The following is an 18,335-nucleotide window of genomic DNA, read 5'->3' on the forward strand; positions in this document are numbered from 1 at the left end:
GAATGCTTGTGAGCCGGGACAGTAGCGGCGCGCTCCGCTCAGCGGAAGACCTCGTCCAGAATCCGGGCGCAGGCGACCGGATGAAGTCGTTTCGGGACTTTCGTCGGTCGGACGAGGGACTTTGGCGGACAAGATCGGCTATGTCGTGCCCGTGGCGTGGAGGCGGCGGGAGGCCGACCGCGGGGCCGGTCTCCGGGCCCGCTCCCGTCCTCACGGGAGCGTCCTCACGGGATGCGCGAGGCCCGTACGCGCGGTGGCGTACGGGCCTCGGTCACACCCGGAGAACCCCTCGGGGGCCGGGGGTCAGCGCATGCGGGTGGCCCACTCCTGGACCTTCTTGATCCGTTCCCGGATCTGTCCCGCCGTCGCCTCCGCGCTCGGCGGCCCGCCGCAGACCCGGCGCAGCTCGGTGTGGATCACGCCGTGGGGCTTGCCGCTCTGGTGGACGTACGCGCCCACCATCGTGTTGAGCTGTTTCCGCAGCTCAAGGAGCTCCTTGTGGGAAACGACAGGCCGTCGTTCCGCCGGAAGCTCCAGGAGGTCCGCCTCGGTGTCCGGCTTCTTGCGGCTGTGCGCGATCTGCCGGGCCTGGCGCTTCTGGAGGAGCAGCTGCACCTGGTCGGGTTCGAGGAGGCCGGGGATGCCGAGGTAGTCCTGCTCCTCCTCGCTGCCGGGGTGGGCCTGCATGCCGAACTCGGCGCTGTTGTAAAGCACGCGGTCGAAGACGGCGTCGGACTCCAGCGCCTCGAAGGGCAGCATGTCCTGCTCGCCGGTGTCCTCGTCCTGCTGGCGCTCGGCCTCGGCCATCTCCTTCTCGGACTCGGCGTACGGGTCCTCGTCCTCGCCGGCCTTCTTCGGCTTGTCGAGGACGTGGTCGCGCTCGACCTCCATCTCGTTGGCGAAACCGAGGAGGCTGGGGATCGTGGGAAGGAACACGGACGCGGTCTCGCCGCGCCTGCGGGATCGCACGAAACGGCCGACGGCCTGGGCGAAGAAGAGGGGGGTCGAGATGGTGGTGGCGTACACGCCGACGGAGAGGCGGGGGACGTCGACGCCCTCCGACACCATCCTGACCGCGACCATCCAGCGGTCGGTGCTCTCGCTGAACTCGTCGATGCGGTTCGAGGCGCCGGCGTCGTCGGAGAGGACGACGGTGGCCTTGGTGCCGGTGATCTCGCGGATCAGCTTGGCGTACGCGCGGGCCGAGTCCTGGTCGGAGGCGATGACGAGGCCGCCGGCGTCCGGGATGGACTTGCGGACCTCGGTCAGCCGCCGGTCGGCGGCACGCAGGACGTTCGGCATCCACTCGCCCTTGGGGTCGAGCGCGGTGCGCCAGGCCTGCGAGACGGCGTCCTTGGTCATCGGCTCGCCGAGGCGGGCGGCGATCTCGTCGCCGGCCTTGGTGCGCCAGCGCATGTTGCCGCTGTAGGAGAGGAAGATGACCGGCCGGACGACGCCGTCGCCGAGCGCGTTGCCGTAGCCGTAGGTGTAGTCGGCCGACGACCGCCGGATGCCGTCGTTCCCCTCCTCGTACGTGACGAAGGGGATCGGGTTGGTGTCCGAGCGGAAGGGGGTGCCGGTGAGGGCGAGGCGCCGCGTGGCGGGCTCGAAGGCCTCCAGGCAGGCCTCGCCCCAGGACTTGGAGTCTCCGGCGTGGTGGATCTCGTCGAGGATGACGAGGGTCTTGCGCTGTTCGGATCGGTTGCGGTGGAGCATGGGCCGTACGCCGACGCCCGCGTACGTGATGGCGACGCCGTCGTACTCCTTGCTGAGCGGGCCGGCGCTGTACTCCGGGTCCAGCTTGATCCCTATCCGCGCCGCGGCGGCCGCCCACTGCTTCTTCAGGTGCTCGGTGGGGGCGACGACGGTGACCTGCTGCACCACGTGGTGGTGCAGCAGCCATGAGGCGAGGGTCAGCGCGAAGGTGGTCTTGCCGGCGCCGGGCGTGGCGACCGCGAGGAAGTCACGGGGCTGCTCCTGGATGTACTTCTCCATCGCGCCCTGCTGCCAGGCGCGCAGCTTTCCGGCGGTACCCCACGGGGCCCGGCCGGGGAAGGCGGGAGAAAGGTGATGGGAGGAGGTGGCGGTGGTGGTAGTCACGATCTCCGGGTTCGACGCTCGTCCAGATATGACAACCGGGCCACCTTACCGGTGTGACCGTCGCGACCCGCCCCGCGCGAAGGCGTGGCGGGTGCGCTTGAGACGGTCCTCACAGCTCCCGGATCCGGCGCGCGATGTCCGGAATGTCGACCAGGTCGCCGCCTGCGACGGCGATGACCAGGTCGTATGCCCGGTCGAGGTCGACGTCGGCGAGATCGACTCCGTTGACGGCGAGGAAGGTGGCCGCGGAGAGCCAGGCCGCGCGCTTGTTCCCGTCGACGAAGGGGTGGTTCGTCGCGAGGGCGTGGAGCAGCGCGGCGGCCTGCTCGTACACGTCGCCGTACGCGCTCTGTCCCATCATCCGGGCCCGCGGCCGGTGCACGGCGGACGCCAGGAGGCCGGGCGCCCGCAGCTCGGGCACGCCGTCGCCGGTGAAGGCGAACCGGGCGACCTCTGCGACTTCGGCGACGGTGAGGAAGCGGGTGGTGGTGGCATCGTTCATTCGCCGAGCCTCCTCAGGAGGGACTCGTGGCGCCGGGCGAGGCGCAGGGCCTGATCCCCCACCTGGTGGGCTTCGGCGGCCACGACCCGGGCGCAGGCCTCCGCCGCCAGTTCCTCCGGGGTGAGCCCCAGGGCATCGGCGAGGTCGGCGAACCCGTCACCGACCGGAAGGGTCATCTCGCGCATACCGGGAGGGTAGAAGGACGGCCGCACCGGCGGCGACGGATTTACGCCGCGCCGTCCCGGGCCCCGTGCAGCCGCGTCGCGACCCACACCCCGATCGCCGCCACCCCCGCCACCGGCAGGAAGACGGCCGCGAAGGCGGCCGGGTGGGAGCCGGTGGTCGCGCCGGCGTCCATCGCGTGGCCCACCGCGCCGCCGCCGAGCGCCGCGAAGGCCGCGCCTCCGGCCGCGAGGAGCAGGATGTTGGAGAGGCCGTCGGAGATCTGGAGCGCGGCCGAGTTGGCGCCGACCTCCTCGGGGGCGGAGAGCTTCATCAGGAGCACGCTCGTGGAGGAGATCACGACGCCCATGCCGAGGCAGCCGAAGGCCCAGACGATCGCGACCGTCCACGCCGGCACCCAGGTGATCAGCACGGCGGGGGCGGCGGCGATCGCGAGGGTGATGAGGACCATGGCGAGGACGACGAGCCGCTCCCGGTACGGCTCCGTCCACGACTGGGACTGGATCCAGGAGCCGAGCGCCCAGGTGAGGCCGCCGAGGGCGAGGGAGAAGCCGGCCAGGGTGGGGCTGAGGCCGCGCTGGGAGACCAGCATCAGGGGGATGAAGGACTCGGCGGCGATGAAGGACCCGGCGGCGATGCCGCGGAGCAGGACGACGGAGGGCAGACCGCGGGCGGCCCGGTAGGTGCCGCGCGGCAGCAGCCCGCGGACGGCGGGCACGAGCAGCGCGAGACCGGCCGCGGCGGGGAGGAGGGCGAGGAGGCGCAGCTCCTGGCCCGCGTACTGGAGGAGCGCCGCGCCGGCCGAGATGCCGAGGGCCAGCACGATCCGGCGCCGGTCCCAGGGGGCGAGGGGCGCCTCCGGGTCGGCGGGGCCGGAGGCGGTGCGGCGTATCGCGGGGAGGGCGAGGGCCAGCGGGAAGACGACGAGGACGGGGATGCCGACGAAAACCCAGCGCCAGCCGAGCTGCTCGGTGATCGTCCCGGAGGCGAGGGGGCCGACGATGGAGGGCACGACCCAGCTCGCGGCGAAGGCGGCCATGATGGCGGGCCTGAGGTGTTCGGCGTAGGCCCGGCCGACGACCACGTACAGGGCAACGATGACGAGGCCGCCGCCGAGGCCCTGCACGGCCCGGCCGAGGATGAACATCCACATGGCGCCGGCGGTGCCGGAGAGGAACAGGCCGGCGGCGAAGGCGCTGATGCCGGCGGTGAGGGGCGCGAGCGGGCCGCTCCGGTCGGACCACTGGCCGGCCAGGACCATGCCGAAGAGGCTGGTGGTGAAGTACGCGGAGAAGGCGAAGGCGTAGAGCGGGATGCCGTGCAGTTCGCGGGCGGCGACGGGCATGGCGGTGCCGACGGCGGTCGCTTCGAAGGCGATGAGCAGGATGACGGAGACCATGCCGATGCTGAGCGCCCGGTGGTCCGGGTCGAGGACGGATCCCTTGGCGTCGCCGCGTGCGGCAGGGGGCGCGGGGGTGGGGGCGACGTCGGCGTCGCGGGGTTCGAGGGCGCTCATTCCCCCAGGGTAAGAGGCGAAGGCCGGTATGGCTCCTGTCAGGAGTCCCGGTCCTCCTCGGTCCTTGGACGTACGACCACGAACGGAATGTTGCGGCGGTGTGGCAGTCGCATGGCACGCCCCCGGGAACCCTTGAGCCCCTCCCGGCCCCCGCCCTACGGTCGTACTCGTGCACAACACGACCGTGTGCCCGAGTGGTTGAGGGGCTCGCCTGCAAAGCGAGTTACGCGGGTTCAATTCCCGCCACGGTCTCTGAGCGGGCTCCTTCGCGGGAGCTCACGGGATCTTCACAGCGCGCCGCCCGGTGTGCGACAGTCCGCCCATGAACGATCAAGGCAGACGCAGACTGGGCGTCCTCATCGGCGTGGGCCTCGCGTGCGGCCTCCTGCCCGGCATCACCCTGGGCGGCACGGAGACGATGGACAAGGTCCTCGCCGTCCTGATGGCGGCCGTCGTCATGACGATCGCCACCCAGCTGGTCTTCGTCGGCCCCTCGGGGCGCGTCCCGCTCCCCGCCCTCCTGGTCTTCGGCCTCGCCGGCTTCGTCCAGGACGCCCTGGTCTGGTGGCTGCTGTCCTGGCTGGGCCCGAAGATGAGCCACCTGCACGTCGAGGGCCTCGCGACGATCCTCCTCGCGGCGCTGATCACCCGGGCGACGGTCCTGCTCCTGTCCCAGCTGTCCCCGGCCGTGGAGACGGCCGGGGACTGAGGACGCACGGACCTCGCGATGCCGGCCCGCCCCCGCGTCACTTCGGCAGCAGCGAGGTGGGCACCGCGACGGGGTTCTCGCAGCCGAGTCGCTTCCGGGTGTCCCGGACGAGAGAGGCGAGCAGCCTCCCGGCCAGGGTGTCCCTGTCCGGTCCGAGCGCGTGGCTCCGTACCGAGATCTCCAGGGGCAGGTCACGCTCCTGCCCCTTCTTCGCGCCGGGGACCCGGCAGGGCAGCACGGCGGCAAGAGCGCCCAACTGCCCCACCCGCTGGACGTACACGTCGTCGGCGGCCTTGGTCCACTCCCGCTTCGTGTCGTCCACGCTCACGTGGTCCATGGAGATGTGGGACCACGCGATGTGCGCGTAGACCCGCTTGACGGTCCCGCCGTCGCTCGTGGACATGTTGCACGGCTCGTGGTTGTTGCGCGAGTAGTCCTCGCTCCCCGGCGTGTACGCGCGCACCTCCTTGAGCATCGACTCCCGGATCCGGTCCAGCGGTTGGCTCTCCGCCCGGAAGTCGGAATCGCCCAGGACGGCGCGGGCCGCCGAGACGCCGTCCGCGCCGAAGACCTCCTCGCAGACCTTCAGCGCTGCCGAGGTCTCGGCGTCGGCTCCACCGGACGTGTTGCCCTCGGAACAGGCCGTCAACGCGAGCGTCATCGCCGCGACCAGGCCCATCGTCACGCTCCGCGTCATCCGCGCCATCCGCTTTTTCCCGTTCACTTGTTCCTCGTCAGGCCCTGGACGTCCTGGCCACCCGAGTCGTAGGACTGCTCGATCTCGCGCATCAGGTCGTGCTTCTCCTTGGGCGTCAGTCCGTAGGTATCGGCGAGATTCAGGATGGGAACAGCCGCGGCAGCCTCTCCCGCCTGCTTGAGGCTCGTGACCGCCGTGTCGGCCTCGTCGTCGTTCTTGTACTCGTTGTCCTTGAGGTACTGCAGCGTGTCCGTCGCGTAGCCCGTGTCCACTGCCGAACCCACGCTCTCCATGACCAGCGGCACGACGGTCGTCGCCACGAGTCCCGCGGCGGGACCGAGGACCACGGCCGATCCGACGCCCACCACCGCGGCGACGCCGCCGCTTACGGCCGTCTTGCGCCACTCCGCCTGCTTCTCCATCTCCAGGTTCATGGCTTCTTCCTGTCCCTTGAAGTCGATGGAGATCTGCGCGGTGCGCGACTCGTCGAGGATGCCGTGCACCTTGGTGGCGTTGTGCGCGAACGTGAACGCGGAGTCCTTGTCGCCCTCCAGCGCCTTGATGCCGCCGGCCTCGAAGACCTGCTGCGCCGCGGACATGGTCTTGTAGCCCTCCTCGTCGCTCGCCACGGCGTTCATGAACCTGAGGCTCGCCCCCTCCCCGAAGTCCGTACGGGAGCTGCCGTCACTGCTTCCGGGGAAGAGCTTGTCCCGGCCGAGGGCGTCGCCGGTGCCGCCGAAGTTGTACGTGGAGTAGTTCAGGTCGTCGATGTACGCCGCCCCCATCCGCCCCAGGCTGTCCATCAGCGGCTTGTGCTGCTCGCGCAGTTCGGTGTTCGTCCCGTACGAGTCGATCACCTGCTTCATGATCTCGGCCGACTTCTCGTCGCGGTGCAGCTGGGGGTCGGGGTCGTCCCAGCCGTGGCCCGTGGTCGCCGCCTCCAGGGCGTGGCCGAGGGCGTCCGGCATGTACTCGGCGGTCTTCTTCCAGTCGTCCGGGTCGTGCCCCTCGATGTCGGGGAAGAAGTCGTACTCCTTGTTCTGGAAGTAGTCGAGGTAGCTCTTCTGGGCTCCGTCCTTCTTCGGGTCCAGGTCCACCGTCCCGCCGACGCTGCCGTCCTCGTTGTAGGACGTGGGCTCCTTGGAGAAGTACTCCTTCGACGCCTCCGGGCTGTGCCCCAGCGCCTCCAGCATCGAGACCATCGGGTCGAAGCCGGAGCCGTTGACGCCCGAGGGGTTGTACTGGTTCTTGAGCCAGCCGCCGCCGAGCGGCTTGCTGTTGCCGAAGAGGTACGGGTCCTTCGCGTGGAGCTGGGTGACGTGCTCCGCGATCGGGACCAGGAAGTTCTTGTCGTAGTTGCCGTAGCGCATGATGCCGCCGAGCAACTGGTAGCCGTACGCCGGGTTGTTGTCGTACTTGACGAGCGGGATGCGCTCCGTGCCGAGCTTGCGCATCTCCGTCGACCACTTGTCGGTCCACGCGTCGCCGCCCTGCGTGGCGGTCGCCAGGTTGAGGCCCAGGTTCTTCTGGAGGTCCTGGACGTCGGCGAGGCGCTGCTTGTCGACCTTCGAGTAGTCGTACGTGTCCGTGGACAGCTGACCGAAGAACTCCAGCGCGCCCTTCGGGCCCATGCCGTCGTAGAAGGCCCGGGAGAACTCCTTGGAGGCGCTGTTGTCCTTCAGCAGCTCGTTGAGGCGCATCAGCTCCTCGTGCGAGATGTCCCGCCCCTTCTTGGCGAGGTCGACGGCGCGCTGCGCCTCCTCGGCGTCGAGGCTGGTGTACTTCGGGGCGCTGAAGTCGTGCTGGGCGGTGGTGATGTCGGCCTTGAGCGCGTTGGAGCAGGCGACGTCGGCGTCGTCGCAGGTCTCGACGATCGCGTCGATCCGCCGCTGCATCGCCTCGATGTCGGCGCGCTCCTTGCGGACCATCTCCTGGAAGTCGGGGTCGTGCCGCATCCCCTGGTCCTTGGTCTGCGACAGCGGTTCGACGGCCTCGACCGTGCCGTCGGACCTCACCCGGAAGCCCTTGGCGGGGGCCTCGGTGTCGACGATCTTCTTGAGCTCGTCCTTCGCCTTCTTGAAGGCGTTGTAGCCGTCCTCCAGCACCTTGTGGATGCCGTCGGCCGCCTTGGCGGCGTCGCCGAACTCCTTCGCCGTCTTGTCCACGAAGGGCTTGGTGACCTCGGCGTTCACCCCGCGCCAGTAGTCGTCCCTGGCCTTCGCGGCCATCGTCGTCTGCGCGTCCTGGGCGAGGGTGTCGAGCTTGCCCTTCATCGCGGCCCAGTCGTCGGCCGCGGCCTTCATCCTGTCGAGCGGCGCCTGGTAGACGTTGTCGAAAGTCAGCACAGCAGGTCCCCCGCCTACTTGAGGTACTCGTTGATCCTGGACGCCGAGAGGGCGGCCGCGATGTCGGCCTCCTCCTTGGCGTGCGAGGCCGCGCTGTAGTCGAGGTGGTTGGAGATGTTCGCGCAGGCGTCGAGCAGCGTGTTCAGCTGCGAGCTCCACGTCTCCTGGACGGTCGTCAGCGCGGCTCCGGTGAGGAAGCCGTGGCTGGACAGCCCCGCCCCCGCCTCCGTCGTGCTCGTACGGGCGTGGTTGCCGTCCTTGACCAGCCGGCCGTGCAGGGCGTACGCGGCGCTGCCGATGGCGCCGAGCTTGTCCTGGTCGACGCTCAGGTCGGCGTTGCCCCCGCCGCCACCGCCGGGTTCGGGGGCGACCTGGTTGAGCCTCATGTCCACGTTGGCCGTGGAGGTGGTCCGTACGGACGCCCACTCCTGATCGAACGACATGCTCTCCCCCGCTGCTCCCGCGACCTCGCCGCTCCCGCGACCTCGCGACATTGATCGTTGAATGTTGATCGTTGATCGTTCCGGCTTCGCCTCAGCAAGTTCCACAGCCGGGGAAGCATCGCGATCCTAGCCTTCGGGCACCCGTTGGAGCGGTCCCCGTCCGGGAAATATCGCAGGTGCGAGATCATCACGGCGTACCCACGGGTAATTCACCTTCGCAACTCGGACAGCCCGGACGTTCCAGACCGGGATCGTCCGGTCCGGACCGGGCCGCCGCTCTCCCGGCCGCGGTCCACCCCTCCCGCCTCGATAGGCTCGTCCCGCCCCCGTCGTCACGGGGCGCCGGAACCACGGGGGGACGTACGCATGGAGCAGTCGCGCACGCGGGAGGAGTCCGCGCGCCGGATCGGCCCGTACCGGCTGATCACCCGCCTCGATCCGCCCGCCCGTCCCGGCCGGCCCGGTTCCCCCGTCCCCTGCCGCCGGTTCATCGCCCGTACGGACGACGGGGAGCGCACGGTCCTCCTGAGCGCCCCGCTGCCCGGCGCCGACCCGGCCAGGTTCGCCGCGGAGGCCGACGCGGCCCGCCGCCTCCTCGGCGCCTGGATCGCGCCGGTGACGGACCTGGCCGCCCCGGGCGAGGCCCCCTGGTACGCGACCCCCTACCTCCCCGCGCTCCCCCTCCCCGTGGCCCTCGCCGTCCACGGCGGGCCGCTGCCCGAGGCGACCGTACGGGCCGTGGGCGCCGTCCTCGCCGAGGCGCTCGCCGCCGCGCACGCCCAGGGCCTCACGCACGCCGGGGTCTCCCCCGCCGCGGTCCTGCTCACCGCCGACGGCCCCCGGCTGACCTGCTTCGGCGCGGTACGGGCGGCCGCGCCCGACGGCGAGCCGCGCACCGGCCTGCCGGGCCTGGACCCGGGCTCCCTCGCCCCCGAGCAGGCGACCGGCGGCCGTCCGCGCCCGCCGGGTGACGTCCACGCCCTCGGCGCGGTCCTCGCGTATGCCGCCACCGGCCACACCGTGCCCGAACGTGACGAACTCCCGGCCGGGCTGCGGCCGGTGGTCTCCTCCTGCCTGGCCCGCGACCCCGCGGACCGGCCGACCGCCGCCGACCTGACGGCGGCCCTCGCGCCGTCCACCCCGCACGGGACGGTCCTGAACTCGGCCGGCGCCCTGCTCACGCCCGGCTGGCTGCCGGGCCGGGTGGTGGCGGCGCTGGCCCGCCAGTCGTCCGAACTCCTCGCGGCCGAACTCCCCACCGGCGCTCCCGGCGCCCCCACCGCTCCCGGCACCCCCGGAGCCCCCCACGCCCCCGGCACCCCCGGCACTCCCAACACCCCCGGCTCCCCCGCCCCCCTCTCCCGGACCTGACGGACCTGACCTCATGCTGTCGCCCCTGACCCACGACGACCCGGCCGCCGTCGCCACGTACCGCCTCCTCGCCCGCCTCGGCTCCGGCGGCATGGGCACCGTCTACCTGGCACGCACGCCCGGCGGCCGCACGGTCGCCCTCAAGACCGTGCACGCGCGCCTGGCCACCGACCCGGCCTTCCGCAGCCGCTTCCGCCTGGAGACGGACGCGGCGCGGATCATCGGGGCGCGGCACGGAGCGGCCGTCGTCGACGCCGACCCGCTGGCCGAGACGCCGTGGCTGGCCACCGAGTACGTCCTCGGGCCGCCGCTCGACGACGCCGTCGCGCTCGGCGGCCCGCTCCCCGAACCGACCGTCCGCGCCCTCGGCGCCGCACTCGCCGGGGCCCTGGCCCAGCTGCACTCCTCGGACGTGGTCCACCGCGACCTGAAGCCCTCGAACGTCCTCGTCACCGCGTACGGCCCGAAGATCATCGACTTCGGCATCGCCCGCGCGGCCGGCGACGACCACCTCACCCGCACGGGGGCGGCGGCCGGCACGCCCGCCTTCATGTCGCCGGAGCAGGCGAGCGGCGAGGAACACACCGCGGCGGGCGACGTGTTCGCCCTGGCCGGCGTCCTCGTCTTCGCCGCCACCGGCCACGGCCCCTTCGGCACGGGCTCCCCCGCCGACCTCCTCTACCGCGTCCGCTACGCCGAACCCGACCTCACCGGCGTCCCGGAGGCCCTCGTACCGCTCCTGACGGCCTGCCTGTCCAAGGACCCGTCGTCCCGCCCCACCACGGCCACCCTGACGGAACACCTCCACGACGGCCACGGCGACTTCGCGGACCACCTGCCGCCCCTCCTCCTGGCGGACATCGCCCGCCGGGCGACGGACGTGTGGCTGCACTCGCCCCGCCGTCTGCCGGCACCGGCGGAATCCGCGACGACGGCGACGGTCCCGGATGCTCCGGTCTCCCGCCGCCGCGCCCTCGTCCTGGGCGGCGGCTCCCTGCTGGGTCTGGCGGGGGCGGGTGCGGGGGTGTGGACGTGGGCGGGCTCCCGGGGCGACGCCGGGAGCAACCCGCCCGCCGCGGGTCCGACCGCGATCCCGGCGACGACGGCTTCGGACGGGGCACCTCGAGCGCTGTGGCGGGGGGAGCACCTGGACCGTGAGGAGAGCATCACGCCGCTGCTCGCGGGGGACGTGGTGGGGTTCGCGGAGACGGTGTCGTTCCGGGCGCTGGACACGCGGAACGGCACCGAGCTGTGGATCGACAGGATTCCGCGGCCGAAACAGATCACCACGGACGGAACGTACTTCTACACCACCGAACGCCCCCACGACGGCACCCTCGCGCTGCAGATCCGTACGCTCGCACCCCGCACCGGCAAAGAGGCGGCCCGGCCCATCAACCTCAAGGGCTTCGAGGGCTCCCAATTCGGCACGGACATCCTCACCGCGTCCGACGGACGGCTCTACGCCGCCTCACACATCGGCGACGGAGGGTCCAGCAGCTACACCGGCCGACACCTGATCTCCGTCGACCTGCGCACGGGCAAGGAGGTCTGGCGGCAGCCGTCCACATGGGATAACGCCCGCCCCTGGCTCTCCCGAGTCGTCGGCGACCTGCTGCTCCTCGCCAAGAACAGCGACGACCTCAAGTCGTTCGATCTCCAGGTGCGGGACGTGCGCACCGGGCACCGACTGTGGCTGCGGAGCATCCCGCTCGAGGAGTCCCTGTACTACCACCCCGGCCAGCTCTCGGCAGACAGCCGGCACGTGTACCTCGGCGGTGACCGCCTCCGGGCACTGCGCCTCGCCGACGGCGCCGTCGCCTGGGAACACGGCAAGGGCTCCTCCTTCGGGTTGCCAGCCGTCTCGGGCGGTCTCGTCCACGCCAACGAGGCCGGCCGAGGCCTCGTGGTCGTCAGCGCCGACAGGGGTGACGAGCGCTGGAAGGAGGCTCCCTCGGGCCGCAGTCTGTCCCCGGACCTCTTCAGCGTCCCGGTGGTCGGAACGAAGTACGTGTACGCCCCCGTCCGGGGCGGACTGAGCGCGGTCGACCGAGCGACCCGCCGTTCGGCCTGGGTGTTTCCGACGGACGCGACCCGGTACGTGGTCGACAGAACACGGGCCCGGATCATCGGGGCGGGGGCGTCGTCCGTCGTGGCCATCCCGTTCGCCTGATCCCCCCTTCCCGGCCCAAGTCCTCGCAACTCATCGCCCCGGAAAGCAGCATCGTGACCACACAGCCCCTCGCCGCCGGCGATCCGCTCCGGCTCGGCCCGTACCGGCTCCTCGGCGTCCTCGGCGAGGGCGGCATGGGCAAGGTGTACATCGGCCGGGACGGCGCCGGAGCGCCCGCCGCCGTCAAGGTCCTGCGCCCCGAACTCGCCCACGACCGGCACCTCGCGCAGCGGTTCGTCCGCGAGGCCGACATGGCACGGGCCGTCACGAGCAAGGGCGTGGCACGGGTCCTCGGCGCTCAGACGGAGGGCGGACGGCCGTGGATCGCCGCCGAGTTCCTCGCCGGCCCGACGCTCGACGAGGCCGTCCGCGCGTACGGCCCGATGGACGTGCCGACGGTCCGCGCCCTCGCCGCCCGGCTGGCCCGCGCGCTGCACGACATCCACGCGGCGGGTCTCGTCCACCGCGACCTCAAGCCCGCGAACATCGTGCTCACCTCCACCGGCCCCCGGATCATCGACTTCGGCATCGCCCGCCCCGAGCACGGCCTCACGCTCACGACGACCGGCCAGATCCCGGTCACCCCGGGGTACGGGGCTCCCGAGCAGGTCCTCGGGCAGCGCGTCGGCCCGGCCGCGGACGTGTTCTCGCTCGGCGCGGTCCTCGCGTACGCGGCGAGCGGGAGGCGCGCCTTCGACGGCGCGCACGTGGCGGCGGTCCAGTACGAGGTCGTGCACGGGATGCCGGACCTGAGCCGGGTGCCGCCGGAACTCCAGGAGCTGATCGGCCCGTGCCTGGCGAAGGACCCGGCGTTCCGCCCGGCTCCCCCGCAGATCGCGGAGGCGTTCGCCCCGCCGAAGGGCGCCGACCGCGCCTGGCGCAGGGGCCCGCTGGCCGAGGACGTCAAGCGGCGCGAGACGGCCACGAAGCGCCTGGCGGCGCACGAGGACACCGCCGCACCGTCCTCGTCGCCGTCCCGGCGCCGCTTCCTCGCGATGACGGCGGCCGGTGTGGCCGTGCTCGGTGTGGGTGGCGGGGCCGGGGCTTGGTGGCTGAACCGGGAGCAGTCCCCGACCGCCGACGTACCGCCGGCCGTGGCGACCCCGGAGGCGGCCTTCATCTCCCTCATCGACAGTGAGCCCGACAAAGCCCCGGAAGCCCTGTGGGGCCCTCTGGACGTCGGCTCCCCGCGCGGGAACCTCCCGCTGCCCGTGCGAGATGTGCTGATCGTGCAGGCGAAGGCGGGCGGCCTGCTGGCCCTGTCCGTCACGGACGGCAAGGAACGGTGGCGGGCCGAAGACATCCACTCGGTCGCTGGTTTCGTCTCCGTCGCCGACCGGCTCGTCGTCGGCGTCGACAAGAACGGCGCTCTGAACGCGTTCGTCGCCTCCACCGGAGCCCCGGTCTGGCAGACCGGTGACGATGTCGACGACGTCCTCGCCGCCGACGACACCCAGGTCTACCTGGTGACGAAGGACAACCGGCTGCGTGCCGTGAACGCATGGACGCTCAAGACGACTTGGGATCGCCCGATGCTCTCGCCCCGCTCCCCCAAGGGTCCTGCGCGGGCGGCCGCGGGCGGAAAGCGGCTCGTGGTCCACGGCCGGGACGGCCAGGTCGACGTCGTCGACACCGTAACGGGCAAGACCGCTTGGAAGATCCAGGGCCAGGGCATCCACGGCCAGGCTCCCGCGATCGGCGGCGACACCGTCTATCTCAGCGGCCCCAAGCTGGTGGCCCGACGTCTGAACGAGGGCACCTACCTGTGGTCGAAGGACGCAGACAACTTCGCCAACCGAGAGCTGGGCTGGGCCACCCCCACCGTCGACGGAAAATTCGTCGTGGCCATCGGCGGTTCCTGGGGCTACCGCTTCAGTGCCCTCTCCACCAGCGACATCCCGAACACCGAGTGGATGGAATTCCTGGATCATCTGCGCAGCACGACCGGCGTCCCCACCGCCCCGGCGGTGGAGGGCGGGACCGCGTGGCTGCCCGAGCCCGACGGTGGTGCCGTCCGGGTGGTGCAGAAGATCACCCACAAGACACTGTTCACTCTGAGGATGCAGCGTAAGGGCCCCTACCAGCTCGTCAGCGACGCCCACCGCGTCTTCGTCGCACGCGGCGGAAGGATCATGGCCATGCCGGTCTACGACGAGTGAGAGCTCCCGTTCCTACGACCGCGCCTTCGCCGGCGTGCCCTCCACCAGCCCCGTCCCCGTACACCCCAGTTCGGCGGCGACGTGCCGGGCCGCCGCGTTGGCCAGGGTGATCTGCTCGTCCCTGATGCCCGCGTGGTCGGCCTCGTTCTCGTCCGCGCGTTCCAACTCGGCGTCGAGGACGATCTCGTGGGCCGGTGCCGGCGTCCGGCAGGTGAAGTAGACCGAGGCGAAGAGGTCGGACGAGGTCGCCAGGCGCCCGGTGGAGTAGGCCGTCACGGACGCCTTCGCGGCCTCGCCCGCCGGGACGGCGAGGGCCTCCCGGAGGGTGATGCTCAGGACGTTCTTCTCGTCCCCGGCCGCCTCCAGCGTGCAGAACGGGATGCCCTCCATGCGCTGCTTCCCGCTCTGCGGCGTCCGCGCCGCCTTCCGCAGCTCGGCGAGGACCCGGTCCGGCTCGGACCGGTCGGCCGTCAGCCGGACGTCCTTGCCGGCGATGGCCTCGAGCGCCGAGGCCGCAGCGGGCTCCTGGGCGAAGCCGCCGCAGACCTCCGAGGCCGTCTGTCCCCGGGGAGCGGCGTCGTCGCTTCCCGGGGTGCAGCCGGCCGCCGCCATCGCGAGGACGGCGGCGGCCGGGAGCAGGATCCTGTGGGCGGTGAGGCGCATGGAAGAAGCTTCTCAGGAGGACTTCGCGGCGCGCTTCGGCACGCCGGTCACGAGTCCGTCCCCCTCACAGCCCAGCTTCGCCGAGACATCCCGGGCCGCCGCGTTGGCGAGGGTGATCAGGCGGGTGCGCTGTTCCTCGTCCGTCTTCTCGACGTCCGCCGGGCCCCAGACGGCCGTCTCGACGACGATCGGGAGGGCGGGCGCCTTGAGGCGGCAGGAGAAGAAGAGCTTGCCGAGGGTGGACGAGGAGAACGCCTCGACCCCGGTGTCGTACGAGGTCACGGATTTGGCGAGCTCAGGGCCCAGGTACGGCCCCTTCCCCACGGCGTTCACCTGGATCTTGAGGTTCCTCGACACCTCCTCGGCGGCCTGGAGGCCGCAGTACGTCACCGGCTGCGGCCGGTACGAGTCGGCCCACGGCGCGGCGGCGTCGTCGCGCAGCCTGTCGAGGGCCTTCTCCGGCTTCGAGAGGTTGTCCTCGAAGCGCTCGCCGCCGAGGACGGCCTTGAGCGCCGCCGCGGCCGGCGTGTCCTTGGCGAAGCCGCCGCAGGCCTCGGCGGCCGTCAGGCCCTCGGAGGCCTGCGGGGCCGTCCCGCCGCCGCCACCGCATCCGGTGAGGACGGCGGCGACGGCGAAGGCCGTTCCGACCCTGGTCAGTACGGACCGCATGTGCGTCACTTCTTCTCGTACGGGTCGGGCAGCGAGTTGTCGCGGGCGTGCATGCGCGAGTCCCGGACGTACTTGACCAGTTCCTCGTCGAGGTAGTTCCGGTCCTTCTCGCTCCAGCCGGGGGCGTTGGCGTAGGCGATGCCGGGGCGGAGCGCGTTCTCCTTGCCCATGGCCAGCGCCTCGTCCGAGAGGTCGTCCGACTTCTTCTTGAGCAGCTCGTCCTTCTCGTACTTCTCCGCCATGTCGTCGGCCTCCATGCCGATGACGGTCGTGACCGCGCCGCCCACCGTCTCGGCGGCCAGCGGCACCAGGACGCCGCCGGCGCCGCCGGTCAGGGCGGCGACGCCGCCCGCCGCCGCCGCGCCGATGCCGAACTTGACCCACTCGGTCGTCCTGCCGACGGCCTTCTTGTGCTCCTCGGAGTCCTTCTCGTAGTCCTTGTCGATCTGCGCCATGCGGGACTCGTCGAGGATTCCCTGGGCCTCCGACCCGACCCGCAGCGTGGTCCGCGCGTCGGTGAGGTCCCGGTCGTCGAAGGTGGAGCCGGGCTTGGGGCCCACCTCGTCGAGGACGCTCGTCGTGTACAGCGACTCGGCCGCCGAGAGGGTGGAGTGGCCGGTCTCGCTCTGCGCCACGATGCCCATGAAGTTGACGGCGTCGCCGCGGTTCCAGAGCAGCTTGGTGTCGAAGTCGTCGCCGAAGCGGGACTTGCCGTGGGCGTCGTTGTAGCCGAAGGGGGAGTTCCGCTTCTCCTCCATCGTCGTGTCGCTGTCCGTCTCCAGGGAGCGGTTCAGCTCGTCGATGTACGCGGCGCCCATCTTGCCGAGGCTGTCGTCGATGCCCGGCTGCTCGTGCATGTACTTGGGGTCGCTGCCGTACCGCTCGACGACCTTCTGCATGACCTCCGCGTTCTCCTTGGTCCGCACGTCCTTGAGGCCCTCGGCCTCGGCGTCGTACGGGTGGCCGGTGGTCGCGGACTCCAGGGCGTGACCGAGGGCGTTGTAGCCGGGCTCCTTGGTCCGGTCACCCTTGTCGTTGATCTCCTCGGGCCACTCGCGGTCCTTGGTGAAGTAGTCGAACGGGTCGAGCTTCTTGTCGTCCTTGGTGTTCTCGGGCGTGAGGTCGATGTCGCCGTTGAAGAAGTCCGTCGACGCCTTGGGGTTGTGCCCGAGGCCCTCCATGAAGCCGACCATGGGGTCGTTGCCCAGGTCGCCGCCCATCCAGTTCAGGTGGCTCGGGCCGCCGGTCAGCTGGTGCCAGGCCCGGTCGGCGGGCAGGCGTCCGTCGCCGGTCATCTTGCGCTCGGTGACGACGAGCCCGGTGCCGTAGTCCTTGAGGAACTTGTCGTCGTAGTCGCCGACGCGCATCAGGTTGCTCATGACCTGGAAGCCGTACGGGCTGGTGCCGCGCGTCTGGATCGGCTCGCTGCCGGCCTTGATGACGTCGGCCTTCCACTGCTCCATCTCGGGGCTCGTGGAATGGGTCGCGGTGGCGAGCGTCAGACTCCAGTTCGTCTGGAGTTCCTTGAGCTTGTCGCGATGGTCGACGCCGAGCCGGGAGCCGTCGCTCGGGTCGCCCATGTCGGCCCAGTACTCCATGCTGCCCTTCGGCCCGACCTCCAGGGCGAACTTCTCGGCGAAGTACGGGTCCTTCTGGTTGGCCTTGAAGAGCGCGTTGAGCTTGTCGATCTCCTCGGGGGTGGCGTCGTCGCCCTTCTTGTACAGCTCGTAGGCGGCGTGCGCGTCCTCGGCGTCCTGCGCCTTGGAGGCGGCCTTGAGGGAGTCGTAGTTCGTGCCGGAGAAGTTCATCTTGTCGCTGCCGACGAGTCCGCGCAGGGCGCGGGAGGCGACGTCGTCGGCGTTGTTGGCACGGTCGATCGCGGCCTTGATCGCCGACCGCATCGCCTCGAAGTCGGCCTGCTCGGGCTTGGGCCCGTCGTAGTCCTTGGAGCGGCGGTCGGGGTGGACCAGATAGCTGACGACACCGTCGGGATCGATACGGATGCCCTTGCCCGGAGCCTCCGCGACCAGCTTCTCCAGCTCGGACTTCGCCGCCTGGAACTCGCCCTGCGCGTCCCGGAGGATGTTGCGGATGCTGCTCGCCTCGGTGAGGGCGTCGCCGAACTCCTTGGCGGTCTTGCGGACGAACGCCTGGGTCACACCGGCGTTCTCGCCCTTCCAGTCGGCCTTGTCGGCCTTGGCCTGGAGGCCGGTCTCGGCCTTCTCCTTGGTCTTCTCCAGCTTGGAGACGGTCTCCCCCCAGACGGTGACGGCCTCTTTGAGGCCGCTGAGGTTGGCATGGAGGACCTGTTCGAACTTCAGCATCTGTTTCCCTCGTCAGCCGTGCGCGATCGTCGTGGCCGTCACCGGCTCCGGCTTATGTGAAGTGCTTGTCGAGATCGGACATGGAGAAGTTCGCGATGAGCGACTCCTCGTGGTTGACGTGGCTGACCACGGTGTCCTCGAGGTGGTTGTGGATGTGGGCGCAGGCGCTGAGGAGCGCCTCGGCCTGGTCGCGCCAGGTGTCCCACATCGTCCACATCGCCGAACCGGTCAGGAACCCGTCGCCGTCGAGGCTCTTGGCGGCGGTGTCGGTCTGGGCGCCGGCGTGGAAGGCGTCCCGCTCGAACCAGTGGAAGAGCTCCTGGGCCTCGTTGCCGATGGCCTTGAGGTCGGCGGAGGTCACCTTGTAGTCGCTGGCGCCTCCGCCACCGCCGCCACCTTCGGCGGGCACGCTGTTGAGCCTCATCGCCGCGGCCTGGCTGCGGACTTGGCTCCACTCCTCGTCGAACGACATCTACTTCCC

At 71.2% G+C, this 18,335-nt stretch carries 15 protein-coding genes and 1 tRNA gene; 5 read left to right on the top strand and 11 right to left on the bottom strand.

Annotated features, from left to right (window positions below; translation table 11 throughout):
• Positions 1–303: 303 nt before the first annotated feature.
• The 4 genes from ACIGW4_RS29750 to ACIGW4_RS29765 all read right to left on the bottom strand — a co-directional run bounded on the left by ACIGW4_RS29750 (position 304) and on the right by ACIGW4_RS29765 (position 4,301).
• Positions 304–2,100 carry a DEAD/DEAH box helicase gene (locus ACIGW4_RS29750; RefSeq protein ID WP_030692023.1) on the bottom strand — a complete coding sequence of 599 codons (1,797 nt, stop codon included), beginning with the start codon at positions 2,098–2,100 and terminating at the stop codon, positions 304–306.
• A gap of 109 nt (positions 2,101–2,209) precedes the next feature.
• A complete protein-coding gene (locus ACIGW4_RS29755) occupies positions 2,210–2,602 on the bottom strand; it encodes a type II toxin-antitoxin system death-on-curing family toxin (RefSeq protein ID WP_399583996.1) in 393 nt (130 codons plus the stop codon).
• A complete protein-coding gene (locus ACIGW4_RS29760; protein ID WP_399583999.1) occupies positions 2,599–2,787 on the bottom strand; it encodes a hypothetical protein in 189 nt (62 codons plus the stop codon). The genes ACIGW4_RS29755 and ACIGW4_RS29760 overlap by 4 nt, the downstream gene beginning before the upstream one ends.
• A 41-nt stretch (positions 2,788–2,828) precedes the next feature.
• On the bottom strand, positions 2,829–4,301 hold the full coding sequence (locus tag ACIGW4_RS29765) for an MFS transporter (RefSeq protein WP_399584001.1): 1,473 nt from the start codon (positions 4,299–4,301) through the stop codon (positions 2,829–2,831).
• A 180-nt stretch (positions 4,302–4,481) separates the two neighbouring features.
• On the opposite strand from ACIGW4_RS29765, the gene ACIGW4_RS29770 reads away from it, so the two are divergent.
• Both ACIGW4_RS29770 and ACIGW4_RS29775 read left to right on the top strand, forming a co-directional pair.
• Positions 4,482–4,553: transfer RNA gene (locus ACIGW4_RS29770), tRNA-Cys, on the top strand.
• 70 nt (positions 4,554–4,623) lie between these two features.
• Entirely contained in the window at positions 4,624–5,010 is a 387-nt protein-coding gene (locus ACIGW4_RS29775) for a hypothetical protein (protein ID WP_399584004.1), read from the top strand.
• Positions 5,011–5,047: 37 nt separating this feature from the next.
• On the opposite strand, the gene ACIGW4_RS29780 is transcribed toward ACIGW4_RS29775, so the two are convergent.
• From ACIGW4_RS29780 to ACIGW4_RS29790, 3 genes are read right to left on the bottom strand one after another with little or no spacing between them, the layout of a single operon-like run.
• Positions 5,048–5,707, bottom strand: coding sequence for a hypothetical protein (locus ACIGW4_RS29780; protein WP_398713048.1), 660 nt, complete (start codon positions 5,705–5,707; stop codon positions 5,048–5,050).
• A gap of 23 nt (positions 5,708–5,730) precedes the next feature.
• Complete coding sequence (locus ACIGW4_RS29785) at positions 5,731–8,052, bottom strand: hypothetical protein (protein ID WP_399584007.1); 2,322 nt, start codon at positions 8,050–8,052, stop codon at positions 5,731–5,733.
• Positions 8,053–8,066: 14 nt separating this feature from the next.
• Positions 8,067–8,495 (bottom strand): hypothetical protein, encoded by a 429-nt coding sequence (locus ACIGW4_RS29790; protein WP_123452789.1) that lies wholly within the window; start codon positions 8,493–8,495, stop codon positions 8,067–8,069.
• 366 nt (positions 8,496–8,861) lie between these two features.
• Between ACIGW4_RS29790 and ACIGW4_RS29795 the strand changes: the two genes are divergently transcribed.
• The 3 genes from ACIGW4_RS29795 to ACIGW4_RS29805 are packed head-to-tail and all read left to right on the top strand — an operon-like array spanning position 8,862 to position 14,198.
• Entirely contained in the window at positions 8,862–9,866 is a 1,005-nt protein-coding gene (locus ACIGW4_RS29795) for a serine/threonine protein kinase (protein ID WP_399584010.1), read from the top strand.
• A gap of 13 nt (positions 9,867–9,879) precedes the next feature.
• A complete protein-coding gene (locus ACIGW4_RS29800; protein ID WP_399584013.1) occupies positions 9,880–12,039 on the top strand; it encodes a protein kinase in 2,160 nt (719 codons plus the stop codon).
• Positions 12,040–12,092: 53 nt separating this feature from the next.
• On the top strand, positions 12,093–14,198 hold the full coding sequence (locus ACIGW4_RS29805; protein WP_399584016.1) for a protein kinase: 2,106 nt from the start codon (positions 12,093–12,095) through the stop codon (positions 14,196–14,198).
• A gap of 12 nt (positions 14,199–14,210) precedes the next feature.
• Here the strand turns inward: ACIGW4_RS29805 and ACIGW4_RS29810 are convergent, their stop codons facing one another.
• From ACIGW4_RS29810 to ACIGW4_RS29825, 4 genes are read right to left on the bottom strand one after another with little or no spacing between them, the layout of a single operon-like run.
• Positions 14,211–14,861 carry a hypothetical protein gene (locus tag ACIGW4_RS29810; protein WP_399584019.1) on the bottom strand — a complete coding sequence of 217 codons (651 nt, stop codon included), beginning with the start codon at positions 14,859–14,861 and terminating at the stop codon, positions 14,211–14,213.
• A 12-nt stretch (positions 14,862–14,873) separates the two neighbouring features.
• Positions 14,874–15,530: a hypothetical protein gene (locus tag ACIGW4_RS29815; RefSeq protein ID WP_399584021.1), complete on the bottom strand. Its 657-nt coding sequence runs from the start codon at positions 15,528–15,530 to the stop codon at positions 14,874–14,876.
• A gap of 5 nt (positions 15,531–15,535) precedes the next feature.
• A complete protein-coding gene (locus ACIGW4_RS29820; protein ID WP_123452800.1) occupies positions 15,536–17,854 on the bottom strand; it encodes a DUF6571 family protein in 2,319 nt (772 codons plus the stop codon).
• Between the two features lie 52 nt (positions 17,855–17,906).
• A complete protein-coding gene (locus ACIGW4_RS29825) occupies positions 17,907–18,326 on the bottom strand; it encodes a hypothetical protein (protein WP_123452802.1) in 420 nt (139 codons plus the stop codon).
• Between the last annotated feature and the right edge of the window lie 9 nt (positions 18,327–18,335).

The sequence above is a fragment of the Streptomyces sp. NPDC053513 genome, assembly GCF_044544765.1.
Classification (GTDB): Bacteria; Actinomycetota; Actinomycetes; order Streptomycetales; family Streptomycetaceae; genus Streptomyces; species Streptomyces litmocidini.